This window comes from Desulfovibrio sp. (assembly GCF_009712225.1).
In the GTDB taxonomy this organism is placed as follows: domain Bacteria; phylum Desulfobacterota; class Desulfovibrionia; order Desulfovibrionales; family Desulfovibrionaceae; genus Desulfovibrio.
Window position 1 is genome coordinate 176,420 of record NZ_WASP01000017.1, and the last position, 16,948, is coordinate 193,367.

At 58.3% G+C, this 16,948-nt stretch carries 14 protein-coding genes and 1 riboswitch; of the genes, 9 read left to right on the plus strand and 5 right to left on the minus strand.

What is annotated here, in order from left to right:
• Positions 1 to 449: 449 nt before the first annotated feature.
• Positions 450 to 1,337, plus strand: coding sequence for a flagellin (locus F8N36_RS15440; protein ID WP_291333864.1), 888 nt, complete (start codon positions 450 to 452; stop codon positions 1,335 to 1,337).
• Between the two features lie 708 nt (positions 1,338 to 2,045).
• Positions 2,046 to 2,930 (plus strand): flagellin, encoded by an 885-nt coding sequence (locus F8N36_RS15445; RefSeq protein WP_291333866.1) that lies wholly within the window; start codon positions 2,046 to 2,048, stop codon positions 2,928 to 2,930.
• A gap of 101 nt (positions 2,931 to 3,031) precedes the next feature.
• On the opposite strand, the gene rimO is transcribed toward F8N36_RS15445, so the two are convergent.
• Positions 3,032 to 4,357: a 30S ribosomal protein S12 methylthiotransferase RimO gene (gene rimO, locus F8N36_RS15450; RefSeq protein WP_291333868.1), complete on the minus strand. Its 1,326-nt coding sequence runs from the start codon at positions 4,355 to 4,357 to the stop codon at positions 3,032 to 3,034.
• Positions 4,358 to 4,534: 177 nt separating this feature from the next.
• Here rimO and F8N36_RS15455 point away from each other — a divergent pair, with 177 nt between their 5' ends.
• Positions 4,535 to 6,775, plus strand: a complete 2,241-nt coding sequence (locus tag F8N36_RS15455; protein WP_291333870.1) for a sensor domain-containing phosphodiesterase — start codon at positions 4,535 to 4,537, stop codon at positions 6,773 to 6,775.
• Between the two features lie 146 nt (positions 6,776 to 6,921).
• Here the strand turns inward: F8N36_RS15455 and F8N36_RS15460 are convergent, their stop codons facing one another.
• Positions 6,922 to 7,491 (minus strand): hypothetical protein, encoded by a 570-nt coding sequence (locus F8N36_RS15460; RefSeq protein ID WP_291333872.1) that lies wholly within the window; start codon positions 7,489 to 7,491, stop codon positions 6,922 to 6,924.
• Positions 7,492 to 7,643: 152 nt separating this feature from the next.
• Here F8N36_RS15460 and panC point away from each other — a divergent pair, with 152 nt between their 5' ends.
• From panC to F8N36_RS15490, 6 genes are all read left to right on the plus strand, one after another.
• Entirely contained in the window at positions 7,644 to 8,492 is an 849-nt protein-coding gene (gene panC, locus F8N36_RS15465; protein WP_291333874.1) for a pantoate--beta-alanine ligase, read from the plus strand.
• A 39-nt stretch (positions 8,493 to 8,531) separates the two neighbouring features.
• Positions 8,532 to 9,704, plus strand: a complete 1,173-nt coding sequence (gene metK, locus F8N36_RS15470; protein ID WP_291333876.1) for a methionine adenosyltransferase — start codon at positions 8,532 to 8,534, stop codon at positions 9,702 to 9,704.
• Between the two features lie 222 nt (positions 9,705 to 9,926).
• Complete coding sequence (gene aroC / locus F8N36_RS15475) at positions 9,927 to 11,024, plus strand: chorismate synthase (RefSeq protein ID WP_291333895.1); 1,098 nt, start codon at positions 9,927 to 9,929, stop codon at positions 11,022 to 11,024.
• Positions 11,021 to 11,332 (plus strand): helix-hairpin-helix domain-containing protein, encoded by a 312-nt coding sequence (locus tag F8N36_RS15480; protein ID WP_291333878.1) that lies wholly within the window; start codon positions 11,021 to 11,023, stop codon positions 11,330 to 11,332. Before aroC ends, F8N36_RS15480 begins: the two co-directional genes overlap by 4 nt.
• A complete protein-coding gene (locus tag F8N36_RS15485; protein WP_291333879.1) occupies positions 11,329 to 13,569 on the plus strand; it encodes an ATP-dependent RecD-like DNA helicase in 2,241 nt (746 codons plus the stop codon). Before F8N36_RS15480 ends, F8N36_RS15485 begins: the two co-directional genes overlap by 4 nt.
• Positions 13,570 to 13,717: 148 nt before the next feature.
• Entirely contained in the window at positions 13,718 to 14,350 is a 633-nt protein-coding gene (locus F8N36_RS15490) for a CatA-like O-acetyltransferase (protein ID WP_291333881.1), read from the plus strand.
• A 229-nt stretch (positions 14,351 to 14,579) separates the two neighbouring features.
• On the opposite strand, the gene ribB is transcribed toward F8N36_RS15490, so the two are convergent.
• The 3 genes from ribB to F8N36_RS15505 form a co-directional block, all read right to left on the minus strand.
• Positions 14,580 to 15,251, minus strand: coding sequence for a 3,4-dihydroxy-2-butanone-4-phosphate synthase (gene ribB / locus F8N36_RS15495; RefSeq protein WP_291333883.1), 672 nt, complete (start codon positions 15,249 to 15,251; stop codon positions 14,580 to 14,582).
• A gap of 113 nt (positions 15,252 to 15,364) precedes the next feature.
• Positions 15,365 to 15,514: riboswitch (FMN riboswitch) on the minus strand.
• 71 nt (positions 15,515 to 15,585) lie between these two features.
• Complete coding sequence (gene amrA / locus F8N36_RS15500) at positions 15,586 to 16,170, minus strand: AmmeMemoRadiSam system protein A (protein WP_291333885.1); 585 nt, start codon at positions 16,168 to 16,170, stop codon at positions 15,586 to 15,588.
• A gap of 484 nt (positions 16,171 to 16,654) precedes the next feature.
• Positions 16,655 to 16,891, minus strand: a complete 237-nt coding sequence (locus tag F8N36_RS15505; RefSeq protein WP_291333886.1) for a dissimilatory sulfite reductase D family protein — start codon at positions 16,889 to 16,891, stop codon at positions 16,655 to 16,657.
• Positions 16,892 to 16,948 lie beyond the last annotated feature (57 nt).

Below are 16,948 nucleotides of genomic sequence, written 5' to 3' on the forward strand. Positions count from 1 at the left end.
CAAAGACTGCTACCTGTATTCTGTTCCGCGAACCCGGGCTTTGCCCTGGGCATTCACCAGGTGGCGCAGGGGCGGCGGGCGTTGAAACGCCCGCCGCTTTCTTTTTGCCACGGTGTACGCAACCGCTTCATGGCACTGCTGCCAGCTCTGCTCCCTGCCAACGCCCGTCCATGGCACCCTGACAGGGTTTCATGCCACCCGGCAAAATCTGCTTTCAGCTTCCGCATCAGGGCGGAAAAAAATTCCCCCTTATTTCAGCCCCTCAAAGGGAGGCGCCAAAAAACTGGCTCCATACGCCACTTTTCAGGCATGAGTCCCACCCTTTATTTTTGCCCACAGCCCTAATCATTTTGGTTCAACCGCCGATAAAGTGGACAAAAGGTGGTAGCACGCAAGGACGCGTCGGCATTTCGCGCCACCTGTGACATACAGCATTCATGGAGGAATGTATGTATATCAATAGTAATACCATGGCCACAGAGGTGACCAACAATCTGACGTCGCATTACAACAATCTTAAGACCTCAACCTCGCGACTTTCTTCAGGTCTGCGCATCAACTCCGCTGCGGACGATGCCGCCGGTCTGGCCATTCGCGAACTCATGCGTACCGATATCGCCGCCCTGCAACAGGGCGTGCGTAACGCCAATGACGCTATTTCCCTCATTCAGACTGCCGACGGCGCCCTGGGCATCATCGACGAAAAGCTGACCCGCATGAAGGAACTGGCAGAACAGGCCGCCACCGGTACCTATGACTCCACCCAGCGTCTGATGATCGAGTCGGAGTACCAGGCCATGGCTTCGGAAATTACCCGAATCGCCAACGCCACGGACTTCAACGGCATCCACCTGCTCAACGGCAACCTGTCGAGCGACACGCACGATGGCAGTGGCATGTCGGCCACTGGCAAGCTCAAGGTTCACTTTGGTACGGCCAACGACTCCGCCGAGGACTACTACTACATCAAGATCGGCACGAGTACAGCTTCGGCTCTGGGCGTAGGCAACCAGGCAGCATCCACTTCAGATGGTCTCACCATCTCTACTCAGGATGCAGCGCAGAAGGCACTTGTTGCCGTTACCAATGCAGTGATTTCGAAGGACAAGATCCGGGCGCATCTGGGCGCGCTGCAAAACCGGCTGGAAAACACCATTTCCAACCTGACCACCCAGAGCGAGAATCTTCAGGCGGCTGAATCGCGCATTTCCGACGTGGACGTAGCCACAGAAATGACCAAGTTCGTCCGCAACCAGATCCTCACCCAGTCTTCTGTGGCCATGCTCTCGCAGGCCAACAGCATGCCAAGAATGGCCCTGACGCTGATCTCTGGCTAGCGGCAAAACCAGGTGGTGGAGGGCAACAGCCCCTAACTGGCCGCGAGGCTGGGGAGAGCCTTAAGGTCATAACAACAAGCTTTCATGAAAAGCCGAACCGTTCGCGGTTCGGCTTTTTTATGGTCTGGAGACCACGGCCACGCTGGGCAAATTCTGCACCGCCCATGCCACAGCTGCCGCAATTGAGGTCTGAGCAACGGCGTTGCTCCCCGCCTGCCAGCCCGTAATTTTTTTGTTCTGGCCGCAACCTCCCTGCTGCCGATCCATCAGGCAGTGGCAAGGCAGGCCGCTGGCACGGGTGATTTTTCAGAACGTGCTATACTATTCTTGCCGCCAGCACATTGCCGCTGATTCCATCATACAGATATTCATATATTTTTTTCCATCACCCTAGTCTCAACGCGCTGTAGCCCTCCAGAAGCGCGCCCTATGCCAGTATCTTGACGCACAGCCCTGCCAGTTCTGGCATGAATCCTGCTGTAAACGGAGTGCAGGTTTTCAGGCAAATATTGCCCCTCTGAAGCCACGAATCAGATGAGCAAGGCGCCTGTTGTTTAGGGCTACAGCCAGAGTTGGCTTTGCCGACAATGGCCGGTTTTATGAAACATTTTCCCCGCTTTTTTTTGCGGGATGAACGGTGGCAGTCCGCATGGAAGCGGGCGCGCGTAGTGCGCCACCGGGCAGACAGAACATTCATGGAGGAATGTCATGTATATCAATAACAACTCAATGGCTACCAACGTTTCCAATACCCTGACCAAGCATTACAGCGACCTGAAGACCTCTACCCAGCGTCTGTCCACAGGTCTGCGCGTCAATTCTGCGGCGGACGACGCCGCAGGTCTCGCCATCCGCGAATTGATGCGTACCGACATCTCTGCGTTGCAGCAGGGTGTGCGTAATGCTAACGACGCCATTTCCCTCCTCCAGACCGCCGACGGTGCTCTTGGCATCATCGACGAAAAGCTGACCCGCATGAAGGAACTGGCCGAACAGGCATCTACTGGCACGTACGATTCCACCCAGCGTCTGATGATCGAATCGGAGTACCAGGCCATGGCTTCGGAAATTACCCGAATCGCCAATGCCACGGACTTCAACGGCATCCACCTGCTGAATGGCAATCTGTCCAGTAGCACACACGATGGTAGCGGTATGACTTCTACCGGCAAGATGAAGGTTCACTTCGGTTCTGCCAACGACTCTGCTGAAGACTATTACTACATCCAGATCGGCACGAGCACCGCTTCGGCCCTGGGCGTGGGTAATGAGGCTACCGGCACTGACGGCGTGACCATCTCCACCCAGGAGGCGGCCCAGAAGGCGCTTGTCGCTGTGACCAACGCCGTTGTTTCGAAGGACAAGATCCGGGCGCACCTTGGTGCTCTGCAAAACAGGCTGGAAAACACCGTTTCCAACCTGACCACCCAGGCCGAGAACTTGCAGGCGGCTGAATCTCGCATTTCCGACGTGGACGTGGCCACGGAAATGACGAAGTTCGTCCGCAACCAGATCCTCACCCAGTCGTCTGTGGCCATGCTCTCGCAGGCCAACAGCATGCCCAAGATGGCCATGCAGCTTATTCAGGGTTAACACTGGTTGAGGGCGTGCTTAGCACGTTTCCCAAAATATCCCCGGAGGGTTCGCCCTCTGGGGATATTTTGCATGGGGTTTCACCCAGTTGTGCGGCAGGCTCAGGCCAGCGCAGTAAGATCGTAATCGGTATTTTCCACGATGTCGCACTCCACAAGAGCGCCCGGTGCCACTCCCGGCCCGCTTACGTAGGTGATGCCGTCAACCTCGGGGGTCTGAAACCACACCCGGCCGCTGTGCAGACCTGGCCACTCGGGGTGCGGAGCGTCCACCAGTACCTGCATGCGGCTGCCCACATGGGCGGCAAGTTGCTCGTTGCTGATATCGGCCTGAATTTCCATGAGCGAATCGCGCCGCCACTGCTTGACCTCGTCAGGAACCTGATCGGGCAAGGTGGCCGCCACAGTGCCCTCTTCCGCATGGTAGGCAAAAACACCCACATGCAGAAAACGGCTTTCTTCCACAAAGCGGCACAGGGCTTCAAAATGCTCTTCGGTTTCACCGGGGTAACCCACAATAAAGGTCGTGCGCAGCGCGGCATCGGGAAGTACCGACCGCACGGTGTCGAGCACTCGCCTGGGGTCGCCAGCAAATGGCCGTCCCATACGCGAAAGCACGTCAGGATGCGCATGCTGCAAGGGGATATCGAGATAGGGCAGAAGGGGCGCGCCGCAATCGCGTATAAAGCGCAAAAGCTCTGGCGTTACGCCGCTTGGGTACAGATAGAGCAGGCGCAGCCACGCCAGCCCGTCAAGGCCTACCAGCTTTTCAAGCAGACTGGGCAAGCCGTGCTTGAGACCAAGGTCAACGCCCCACGAGGTCAGATCCTGCGCCACAAGGTCAAGCTCACGAACTCCCTGGGCCAGCAGGGCCCTGGCTTCGTCAACAATATCCTCTGCGGCAAGCGACTTGAGGCCGCCGCGTATGGAAGGGATGGTGCAGAACGCGCACTTGTGCCTGCAGCCCTCGCCCACCTTGAGCCATGCGTAGGAAGGCCCGGTGGAAAGCAGCCGGCCGCCGCCCGCAATGCGGGCTGGAGACTCTGGCAGAGCCAGGGCTGCGGTTACCATGGCAGGCCAGCGCGGCATTTCTGCCGTAGGCAGCCAAAGATCCACCTCTGGCAGTTCTGCGGCCAGTTCCTCCGCGCCGTAGCGCCCCACCATGCAGCCGCCAACGGCAAGCAGGGGCTTAGTTTTGCACTTGCCAAGCCTTTGTATGGCGTCCACCACCGCACGCACCGATTCGCGCACTGCGGGGTCGATAAAGCCGCAGGTGTTTATAAAAACCAGACGGGCCTTGCCCATATGCTCCACATGCTGCACGGCAACACCCAGCGAACCGAGCAAACGCTCGCTGTCCACCCGGTTTTTGGGACAGCCAAGGCTCAGCGACCAGACCTTGAGAGAAGAAATTTTTGCAGTTGTCATGCGGGCACAATACAGGGGGGCGAAGCGATTGTCACCAGAGTATCAACGTGGCAAAACCGCAGGAGCCTTCCCCCGCACACGGCGACAGCAAATTTGCAAAACGATAGTTGTGGTGCTAGGTTTACCCTGTTGTCAAACAACCCTCTACCCTGTTACCGGCCCCAAAGGCGAATGTGAATGAAGATACCACCCCCGGCAAAAATCAATGATTCAGCAAGCCTGCCCCTGGGCAACCTGGCGGCTGATGATGCCGGTGCAGTCTGCCATTCGCCAGATTTGCAAAGCCGATATTTTGATATCTGCCTCATTGATTTTGAGGCCGACGTTTTCAGCAGCGTCTACCATAATCCTGCCAAGTTTGGTCTGTCTGCGCCGCAGCTTACGCTTTCAGAAAAAATCAGGGACGAGCTGGCCGGACAGGTACATCCCGACGATGCCGAACAGTTTGCCTGTTTTTTGACGCAGCAGTCGCTACAGGAACACTTGGCGGCCTCTCCGGCCACAGCCCTCGACATTCACCAAAAAGCCCTGGATGGCTCATACCATCCGGTGCGCATCATTGTTTTTCCTGCCCTGGCTCAGGGCAGCGGGCACATGTACCTTGTCTGCACCGAAGACCTGGAGCAGCCACAGATTCCGGAAGATATCCGGCACAAGAGCGAAGTATTGCAAAGGCAGCAGCTTGACGCGCTGCGTTACAAGGCCGTGGTCGACCATACCCGCACCCTGGTTTTTGAGTGGAGCGGCAAGGATCTTACCTACCTGAGCCACCGCATTCCCGAGCTGCTTTCCGGCGACTACGATGGCCGCAATCCCTTTGACGTGTGGCGCGAGGATGATGTGCTCTATACGGGCGACATGGAGCCCTTTGATACCTGCCTGGCGCGTCTGGCGCTCGGCATCAGATCGGGTGAAATGACAATCCGCCTGCGCCGCCGTGACGGGCAGTACATCTGGTGCAAGGTAACATACACCAAGCTTGATGACGGCGAATCGGTTGAACGCTATATTGGTACGCTCAACGATGTGGATGCCGCCACCCGCAGCGAGCAGGCCCTGCGCCTGCGCGCCGAACACGACCCCCTCACTGGCGCTTACAACACGCAGACTTTTTTTGAAAAAATTGACAAGCTCATCAAAAGCAGGCCCAACGAACAGTACTGCGTACTGCGCTTTGACGTGGCTGGCTTCAAGGCAATCAACGAATCCTTCGGGCTGGAAGAAGGCAACCGACTGCTGCGGGGCATAGCCCGGCTTATACGCCAGCGCCTCACGCCCGAAAAAGAAATTTTTGCGCGCCTCACCGCCGACGTTTTTGCCGTATGCCTTACGGGTGGTTCCGAACGCACGCTGCAATTCATCCAGGCGCTTTCGCTCCGGCTCGACCACTATTCCGACACGTTCCGGGTCAAACTGTTTTTTGGCATCTGCCCGGTGGAAAATACCCGCACGCCTGCCCACATTTTGTGCGACTGGGCCTATCTGGCGCAAAAAACCGTCAAGGGCAGCGACATCGTCAACTTTGCCTTTTATGACGATGCCCTGCGCAAACACCTGCACGACGAGAGCTACATCACCGACCAGATGTACGAAGCGCTTGAAAAGCACCAGTTCAGGCTATTCCTGCAACCCAAGGTACAGATATCCAGTGGCCGCATTGTGGGCGCAGAAGCCCTGGTGCGCTGGCAGCACCCCACGGACGGGCTCATACTGCCGGGCCGGTTTATTCCGCTTTTTGAACGCAACGGCTTCATCATGCGCCTTGACGCATATATCTGGGAGCAGACCTGCAAGACCCTGCGCACATGGCTGGACAAAAAGTATGACCCTACGCCCATCTCGGTGAACATGTCGCGGCTGCATTTCAACGACGACGACCTGCCCCTCAAGCTTGTGAGCCTGATGAACAAGTATAACCTGCCCCGGCACATGCTGGAGCTGGAACTGACCGAAAGCGCTTTTTTTGCAAACGAGCCGCGTCTGGTGCGGCTTATGGACGAACTGCGGGCGGCGGGTTTTGTTTTTTCAATGGACGACTTTGGAACAGGCTATTCATCCCTGAGCACGCTGCGCGACCTGCCCTTCAGCGTGGTCAAGCTCGACCGGACCTTTATCAGCGACGGCACAACCAACCAGCGCGGCCAGATTGTGGCGCGCAATACCATTGCCCTTGCGCGCGATCTGGATATGACCATCGTGGCCGAAGGGGTGGAAAACAAGGAACATGCCCGTTTTCTGCTCAACAGCGGCTGCAACTGCGCCCAGGGCTTCTATTATTCCCGGCCTGTGGATACTGCCGAATTTGAAGTGCTCTGTTTTGTGCAGGAAAAAGCCTTCTGGGTACACCCACAGCTAAAGGAAGACGCCATACGGCTCGGCCTGCCCATCAGCACAGAAGCTCCCATCAGGGAATACTGACCCGTAACGGGGTATCCCTGTAACCTCACACTGCCAGCAGAACAGTACGGCCTCGCGAGGGGCTTTTTTGTTTGGTGCGAAATGACAGGGCCAGCGCTCGGCGCGAAAAGGCCGCAAGCCATGCTGGCGGTGGGCAGGGCGAAGGCCTACATGGGCAGGCGCAAAAGGCGGATGGTGTACGGCTGGATATGCAGCAGTTTACCCTCGCGGATATCGTTTGCGCGGGTCACAAAGCTGTCTTTGCGCACGTTGAGGATAGCCTCGGCCTCGTGGCTGCAATCAAAAAGATGCAGCACGTCGTTGGTGAGAGAATCGGCGGTGGTCCAGTGACGGTTGACGGGCGGCCCGTCCGGGGTGAGGTGGCGCATGAACCGGAAGATTACGGCGCGGCCGCTGCCGGGCGCAAGCCATGTACGGCAGCATTCCCACACCTGATCCACAGAGGGGTCGTCCTCGTCGGTGAATGGCTGGCGAAATTCAAGAGGAAAAGAGCGGCTCTGGATGCGCAACATGCCGTCCACAAGACCGCAGTAGTCTGTCTCCTGTTCAAGCACCGCACGAAACGCTTCGGGCGAAGCCGCAAGCCCCATAAGGGTTTCATTCAGAATATCGCGGGCCTTGAGCACGCGTATGTTGTGGGTCAGCCGCAAGCCGTTGAGCACTGCGTAAATGGCGCAGAATGTATCCAGTTTGCCCTGATAAAACGGTTTCAGCATGTATACCCCCAGCGGCTGTTATGCCCACAGCAACAGGCAGGGTCAAGCTTTCTGCCTGGATAGCCCGAATCTTCTTTCTGCGGGCCACCTTTACAAGCGGGCGGCTCACGTGTATATATGTTCCTTCACAAACAATATCACAATACCTTGATATGCAGATATTCACAAATCCCAAAGAACTGGCGGCCCAATGCAAGGCCTGGCATAAAGCCGGAGACGACATCGCTCTGGTTCCCACCATGGGCTACTACCATCAGGGGCACGAAGACCTTATGGCGTACGCCCGTACGCAGGCCAAGCGCCTCGTGGTGAGCCTTTTTGTCAACCCCACCCAGTTTGGCCCCGGTGAAGATCTGGCGGCCTACCCCAGAAATCCGGAGCGTGACGCGGAAGTAGCCCGCAGTCACGGGGCCGACGCACTGTTCATGCCCGAACCGGGCACCATGTACGCGCCCGATCACGGCACATGGGTTGAGGTGCCCGAACTTTCCCGCGGGCTGTGCGGCCTTTCTCGGCCGGTGCATTTCAGGGGCGTATGCACGGTGGTGCTCAAGCTCTTCATGCTCACTGGCGCCGATGTGGCTGTATTTGGACAGAAAGACTGGCAGCAGCAGGCTGTTTTGCGTCGCATGGTGCGCGACCTTGATGTGCCCGTGCGCATTGAAACCCGCGAAACAGTGCGAGAGGCTGACGGCCTGGCCCTTTCCTCGCGCAATGTCTACCTGACCGCCGACGAACGCGCCCAGGCTCCGGAAATCCGCAAGGCCCTGCTCTACGCCCAAAAGCTGGCGCAGAGCGGTGAAACCAGCGTCAAACTGCTGCGCGAGTCAGTGCTGCGCCGCTGGGCAGAATTTTTGCCCATGGGGCGGCTCGACTACCTCAGCATTGTTCACCCGGAATCCATGACTCCGCTCACCGAGGTCACCGGCCCCGCGCTTATGGCTTGCGCCGTACGCATGGGCAAGGCCCGGCTTATCGACAACATTTTGTTGCGTTCATAAACCCGCGCCGCATTGACGCGAGCGCCCAAGGAGAACCATATGCAAACCAAGGGCAAGTATTTTTTCACCTCTGAATCCGTCACCGAAGGCCACCCCGACAAGGTTGCCGACCAGATTTCCGACGCCATTCTTGATACCCTGCTGGCCCAGGATGCCGACGCCCACGTGGCATGCGAAACCCTGGTGACCACCGGCATGGCCGTTATCGCTGGCGAAATCACCACCAGTGGCTACGCTGACCTGCCCCATGTTGTGCGCGAAACCATCAAGGGCATCGGCTACAACAGCTCCGAGATGGGCTTTGACTGGCAGACCTGCGCCGTTATCAACGCCATTGGCCGTCAGTCGCCCGACATTGCTCAGGGCGTGCTGCGCGAAAAGCCCGAGGATCAGGGTGCCGGCGACCAGGGCATGATGTTTGGCTTTGCCTGCAACGAAACCTCCACTCTCATGCCCGCTCCCATTTACTGGGCCCACCAGCTCTCGCAGCAGCTGGCCAAGGTGCGCAAGGACGGCACGGTGGACATCTTCCGTCCCGACGGCAAGACCCAGGTTTCTTTTGAATACCAGGATGGCAAGCCCGTGCGCATCAACAACGTGGTTGTTTCCACCCAGCACGCCGCCAGCGCCAGTCAGGCCGACGTGGCCGATGCCGTGAAGCAGCATGTTATCCGCCCCATTCTGGAACCCTCAGGCTACTTTGACGAAAAGGCCTGCGAAATCTTCATCAACACCACGGGCCGTTTCGTGGTGGGTGGCCCCATGGGTGACTGCGGTCTTACTGGCCGCAAGATCATTCAGGACACCTACGGCGGCAGCGGTCACCACGGTGGTGGCGCTTTCTCAGGCAAGGACCCCTCCAAGGTTGACCGTTCCGGTGCTTACATGGGCCGCTATATCGCCAAGAACGTGGTTGCCGCGGGCCTCGCCCCTGTGTGCGAAGTGCAGATCGCTTACTGCATCGGCGTTGCCCAGCCCGTGAGTGTGCTTGTTTCCTCGCAGGGTACCAGCGAACTTTCGGACGAGCTGCTCACCAAGGCCGTGCGCGAAGTGTTTGACCTGCGCCCCTACTTCATCAGCAAGCGCCTTGACCTCAAGCGCCCCATCTATCAGAAGTCTTCGTGCTACGGCCACTTTGGCCGCGAACTGCCCGAATTCTCCTGGGAAAAGACCGACGCCGTGGCCGATCTGCGCACCGCCGCCAAGCTCTAGCACAGCTCTTTATACTTGCCCTTTTGAGGGGCAGGAAACTCCTTGCGGGTTTTCTGCCCCTCATCTTTTTGCCCCGGCATATCCTGCCTCACAACACTGCCTGCCTAACGCGACCGCAAATGCTCCGCGCGCTCGCGCGTGTTGCAAGCCGCTCCGCCCTTGCCTATACTATGCCACTTGACCGTGCTGCTTTGGCGCGGCTGCAACGAAGGCGAGGTATACATGGCTGGTAATACATTCGGACAGGCTCTGCGACTCACAACATTCGGCGAATCCCATGGCGTGGGCCTTGGCGGCGTTATAGACGGCTGCCCTGCGGGCCTGCACCTCACAGAGGCCGACATCCAGGCCGAGCTCGACCGCCGCAAACCCGGTCAGGGGCCTACCGCCACCAAGCGCAAGGAATCTGATACCGTCCGCCTGCTTTCCGGCGTGTACGAAGGCCTAACTACCGGCACTTCCATTGCCTTTTATATTGCCAACGAAGACCAGCGCTCGCACGACTACGGCAACCTGGCCGAAGTTTTTCGCCCCGGCCATGCGGACTGGGGATATTTTCAGAAGTACAACGGCATACGCGACCACCGTGGCGGCGGACGTTCTTCGGGGCGCGAAACCGCAGCCCGCGTTGCTGGGGGCGTTATTGCCCGCAAGATTCTTGAACGCCGCGGCGTAAAGATCATGGCGGCCTGTGTGGAACTGGGCGGCACCGCCGTACAGGATTGGGCGGCCCTTGATCTGGACAACGCCCGCAACCGCCCCTACTGCGCCGCCACCGAGGCCATGCCCCAGCTGTGGGATCAGGTGGTGCTGGCAGCCCGCAAGGCTGGCGATACCCTGGGCGGCATTGTGCGCATCGAGGCCCGCAACGTACCCGCGGGTCTTGGCGAGCCCGTGTTCGACAAGCTTGAGGCTGTGCTGGCCCATGCAATCATGAGCATAGGCGCGGTCAAGGGATTCTCTGTTGGTGAAGGCTTTGGCGCGGCCAAACTGCGCGGCTCGCAGAACAACGACCCCTTGCTGCCCGCCGACCCGGCCCAGCCCGGCAAGGCCACCTTTGCCTCAAACCATGCGGGCGGTATTCTTGGCGGTATTTCCAGCGGCCAGACCATTGTCATGCACGCTGCCGTCAAACCCATTGCCTCCATTGCCGTCACCCAGCAAACCGTTGACAAGGAAGGCAACGCCGCATCGGTCCTCATTGGCGGACGGCATGATCTTGCGGCCATCCCGCGTGTGGTGCCTGTGCTTGAGGCCATGACCGCCCTGGCACTGGCCGATGCCCTGCTGCTGCAGCAACGCATGGGACTTGGCCTGTGAGCACTACTCCGGAGGCCCGGACACTGAGCGCCCTGCGCTCGGTTGGCCCGGCAACCCTTGAAGATCTGCGCTTGCTCGGTGTTGCGGATGTGCCTGCCCTGGCCAGCCGCGACCCGCAGGCCCTGTACAACGACCTGTGCCGCATCAAGGGGCAGGCCGTGGATATCTGCTGCCTGGACGTTTTCTGCTGCGCCGTGGCACAGGCCCGGAATCCGCAGCTGCCAGCAGAACAGTGCGACTGGTTCTGGTGGTCACGCCAGCGAAAGGCGGCCACAAGCCTCACCAACAAGAGCAAAACGCGCCCATGAACAACCTGCCCCTTTTGCAAGATCCGGAATCCGTAGAGCTTACCGGCACTGTCGAGCGCGTTGTCTTCCATAACGAAGAAAACGGCTACACCGTGCTGCGCCTTTTGCCCGCCAGCGTTAACAGCGGCGGCGGCAAAGCTGGCCTGACGCGCCCGCGCGATCCGGTTTCGTGCATCGGTCACATGGTCAACCCGCAGGCGGGCGTGCAGCTCAAGATTGCTGGCCGCTGGGTCAACAACCCCAAATTTGGCCGCCAGATTGAGTTTCAGAACGCGGAAGAAATGTTACCAGCCACCAGCGAGGGCATTCGCCTTTATCTCGCCTCTGGCCTTATCAAGGGCGTTGGCGAGGAAATGGCCGGGCGTATCGTAGAGGCCTTTGGCACAGACACCATCCGTATTCTCGACGAAGAACCCGAGCGTCTGCTCAAGGTGCGCGGTGTGGGCAGCAAAAGCCTTGACCGCATACGCACCTCCTGGGCAGAGCACCGGGGCATGCGCGACCTGCTGCTCTTTCTGCAGCCCCACGGCATTACCCCTGCTTACGCGGTGCGCATCTACCGCGCCTACGGTTCGGAAGCCCTCTCCATTGTGCGCGAAAATCCCTATCGCCTCGCCATGGACATCCACGGTATCGGTTTTGTCACTGCTGATGCCGCCGCCACCAAGCTGGGTTTTGCCCACGACCACCCACTGCGCATTCAGGCGGGCACGCTCTATGTGCTGCAAAAGGCCACGGACGATGGCAACGTCTATCTGCCGCAGGCCCAGCTGATCGAGGCTGTCTGCGCCCAACTGGGTGTGGATGAAGGCCTTGTGGATGACGCGCTTGCCGCCCTTGAAACAGACGAACGCATTGTGCGCGAAGAACTGGACATGCCCGACGCCGCTGGCGAAATGGGCGTGTACATGCGACGCTACCACCACTGCGAATCCAAAACCGCCTTCTACATTCAACGGCTTTTGCGCTCGCCCAAATCCGTGCGTTTTGAAAAGCCCGACGCCCTGGTGGACAAGGTGGTGAGTGAACTCAACATTTCGCTTGCGCCAGAGCAGCTTGAAGCCGTACGCACCGCAGCCCGCAGCAAGGTAATGGTGCTCACCGGCGGCCCCGGCACAGGCAAGACCACCATCATCAACGCCATTATCAAGCTGTTTGGCGAAGTACGCGCCCGCATTCTGCTGGCAGCGCCCACTGGCCGCGCTGCCAAGCGCATGTCTGAAACCTCGGGCCGCGAATCTCGCACCATCCACCGCCTGCTTGAATACAGCCCCAAGGAAGACGGCTTTGCCCGCAACGAGGACAACCCCCTCGCCTGCGGCCTTCTGGTGGTGGACGAAGCCTCCATGATGGACACCCTGCTCTTCTACCACCTGCTCAAGGCCGTGCCGCTGGGCGCAACCCTTGTGCTGGTGGGCGACGTGCACCAGCTGCCCTCCGTCGGCCCCGGCAACGTGCTTTCGGATATCATTACTTCTGGCGTGGTTCCCGTGGTTGAGCTGACCGAAATTTTCCGCCAGTCTGCCGAGAGCGAAATCATCTGCAACGCCCACCTCATCAACCGGGGCGAGATTCCCTCGCTGGAATCGAGCAAGGACAGGCTCTCTGACTTTTACTTTATCCACCAGAACGACGCCGAAAAGGCCGCCGAGCTTATTGTTGATCTCGTGCGCAATCACATACCCCGGCGCTTCAATCTTGACCCGGTGGATGACATCCAGGTGCTCACGCCCATGCACAAGGGCGCTGTGGGCGCCGGTCGCATGAACGCCAGCCTGCAGGAAGCCCTGAACCCGCACGGCATAGAAGTGCGCCGTGGCGACCGCTGTTTTCGCCTGCACGACAAGGTCATGCAGATACGCAACAACTACGACAAGGACGTTTTTAACGGCGATATGGGGCGTATCAGCTTTATGGACGTGCGAGAGCGTACCCTCAGCATCACCTTTGACGAACGGGTTGTGCCCTACGACTTCGACGAGCTGGACGAAATAGCGCCCGCCTACGCCATCTCCATCCACAAATCTCAGGGCTCGGAATACCCCGCTGTGGTCATTCCCGTCATGATGCAGCACTACGTGCTTTTGCAGCGCAATCTCATCTACACAGGCGTTACGCGCGGCAAAAAACTGGTTATTCTCGTGGGCGAATCGCGCGCCCTGCACATGGCTGTAAAAAACAACAAGACCCGCAAGCGCTTCACCCGGCTGGCGCAACGCCTCGCACCCGTGGAATAGCATATCCATCTGCCGAAGAAGATTTTACGCTGCATTTACAGGCATACGGGCATCATTTGCCGAGCCCACAGCCTGCAAGGATCAGTCTGGCATGCCGGTTACTGTGCAATGCTGATTTTTAGATAGCAATGTCGCACCAGGATTCATTATGAAATACCTTGATGACTCATGGGATAGAAATGAACACTTCAGCTTTTTTCAGTCACGGAAAAATCCGTGCTTCAGTGTTTCTTTTTCGGCAAATGTAACCAGTTTATGTGCATTAAAAAAGCAGAATGGCTTTCGGTTTACTGACTGTATCTATTTTGCCGCCATGCTCGCCGCCAATGGAGTTGCCGGCTTTAGGCAGCGGATAGTTAGTCTGCGCCCGGTAGAATTTGAAAGCATTGACGCCGCGTTTACCTACATCCCCAAGGGCAGGGCATTACACTGCAATTGCGTTGCAAAATTTGACAGTAAATTTTCGTCTTTCAGCAGCAACATCAGTGCCGCCCGGGCCATTGCCGACCAGAATCCAACCCTTTGTCCCGAGGGCGGCGATGTACAGAGCCTGATCTACTTTAGCTGCGTGCCAGAGATACCCATACTGTCAGCAACCAACCCCTGGGGCGACCCCTGGGTTGACAGTGTGCCCAGATTTCTTTTTGGCAAAATTGACCCTTCAGGAAACATCACCGTATCCATCGAAGCACTCCACAGTTTCATCGACGGCATTCACTTAGCCGAATTTTATAAACTTTTTACTCAAATCCTTGATTCTCCCCAAGAATATTTCGATTAAGCATACCAGCGCCACTTAAAATAATAGCCCGGTTCAGCTGATGAACCGGGCTATTATTTTTCATGAATACCAGACGAATGGTTTTGCCTTCTTGCATTTCCGCGCGATGAATTTTGTTCGCTGACAAGGAAAGCAGGGCTTTTTGCGCAGGGAGTGTACTCTAATGGTACTCGACCGGAGCAAAAAGCCCTGCTTGACGCTGTCAGCGGGCAAAATTCATCGCGCGGTGCTAGGCACTGGCGGCGAGATGCAGATCCCCCATGGCCAGCCTCCACGCCGCAATGTCTTCCACACTGCACAAGGGCATGTTGTGGGCGCGGGCAAAGCTGGCGACCTCGGGCAGGCGGGCCATATCGCCGTCATCCATGGTCAGTTCACACAGCACGCCGCAGGGCTCAAGGCCCGCCATGCGCATGAGGTCAACGGTAGCCTCTGTGTGGCCCCGACGTTCGAGCACGCCGCCGGGGCGCGCACGCAGCGGGAACACATGGCCGGGCCGGCGCAGATCGGCGGGCTGGGCGTTGGGCGCAGCTGCGGCCCTGATGGTAGCCACACGGTCAGCAGCAGATACACCGGTGGTGACACCCGTGGCCGCTTCAATGGTCACGGTAAAGGCGGTGCCCTGCGTATTGGTATTGTGCTCGGTCATCATGGGCAGTTCAAGGCGCTGCACATGGTCATCGGTGAGGCACAGGCAGACAATACCGCTGCAATGGCGAATCAGCATGGCCATCTGCGGCACGGTAAGGTGCTGGGCGCTGAAAATCAGATCGCCTTCGTTTTCCCGGTTTTCGTCATCCACAACGCAAACACCGCCGCCCTTGCTCAACGAGGCAAGAGCAGCGCGCACGCGTTCTTCAGAGGTGCCGAAAGACGATAGGGACAATGAGGACTGATGCATTCCGTTCTCCTGTTTCCGGCATCAGGGCCGGGAGATGGTGCATCAGGGCGTGGACGGGCCGCAACACAAAGTGCGCCTTCAAGTGAAGGACGCACCGCACGGAGCGGCAAAAAAACCGTTCTCTTCCATCCGGACTATAACCGTCGGCTTCGGATTCACACCGAATCTGCTGACCCCAAACATTGGGCGCTCGCGGGCTGACGGGGCCTTTTGGCCGCCGCATCACCGCCGGTGGGGACTTTCACCCCGCCCTGAGAAATCGTTGGCACTATACACCCCGCACGGGGCATGCGCAAGCCTGGCAAATGCCTGCCGCTGGGACCGGGCGGGGGGATTATTGCTCTGCGACCTTGAACACCACAGCCTCATACCAGAAAAGTTGAGCACCAGGCTGTTGCCACGTTCCGGGGGGCAGCCCGGCCTTGAGGCACAGGTTGTCCAGATAGGCCAGCCGGTCCCAGCCCTGCTCCACAGGAACCTGTGGCAGAAAAACGCCGCTGCGCCCCGCATATTGCAGCACCAGACCATGTCGCCCCACTTCCACCGCTTGCGGATTGGGACACACCGTAAGCTCATCCAGCACCGATATATCCAGGTTGACGCGCGGCCATTCCGAGAGGCTCAACGCCGGAAAGCGCGGGTCTGCAAATGCTGCCGCCTGCGCCATGTGCCACACGGTTGCATACAACGGTTCGCGCCCGATAATGTTACCAATACAGCCGCGCAGGTTACCGCTGATATGCAGGGTCACAAACGCCCCCAAGGTACGAAACAGGGGGCTGCCCTGCGCAAATTTCTCTACTGGAGGCTGGGGCACTTCTGCAACGTTTTTGCCCGCAAGGCCCGCCTCAATGGACATGCGCGCCTGATGGGCAAGAAACTTTCTTTCAGCCTCTGGTACAACGAATGATGTGCTCATGCTGCCTCCTGCGGCAGTGTGGCAAAACAGACTGGCAAGTGATGGGAACTATATGGCGTGGCCTGGCCAGCTGACGGCGAGACATGCCCCGTGACGGGCCTTTCCCCCTGCCACGACACAAACTCCTGCCAATTTCATATTGCGCCACCATGGCTGCTAGGGTCCATAATACGCCTGTCAGGCGCCACATACAAGAAATGCCACAACTTGCGTTGCGGCATAACTTGTAAAAGCAAACACGCAAAGGCTGACGCGCCTTGCGGATGCTCATGCCCTTGCGGGCATGGCCGGGGCTTCGCACCCGGCAAAAGAACCATGCGAGCCTGGCAATATCCTGCCAAGCTACATTGACGAATGTCTACGACTATCGGCAAACAAAGACGCGCTTTTTATGCAGGGAGTGTACACAGGGTACTCGACCGTAATAAAAAGCGCGTTTTGGCGCAGCCAACAGCAAAGACACTGGGCCAATGCTTGTCAGCTACTAATCTTCGCCTTCAGCAGCAGACTGCTTGCCAGCGCCCTTCATGCCGTACATGGTGGTAGAACCAGAAGACCAGAATTCCAGCACTTCTTCGTTCACCAGCTTGGTGAGAATCTTTTTCACGTCGCGGGGTCCCTTGTCAGGGAACAGTTCAAGGAAGTCCTTGAAATAGAACTTGGACTTGGAGCCGGACTTGCTATTCAGAAATTCAACAACAACGTCTTTGTCGTCAGCCATGGTGGTTCTCCTGTCCCGGGGGGGGGGGGGGGGGGGGGGGCGGGGGGGTGGGTGGTT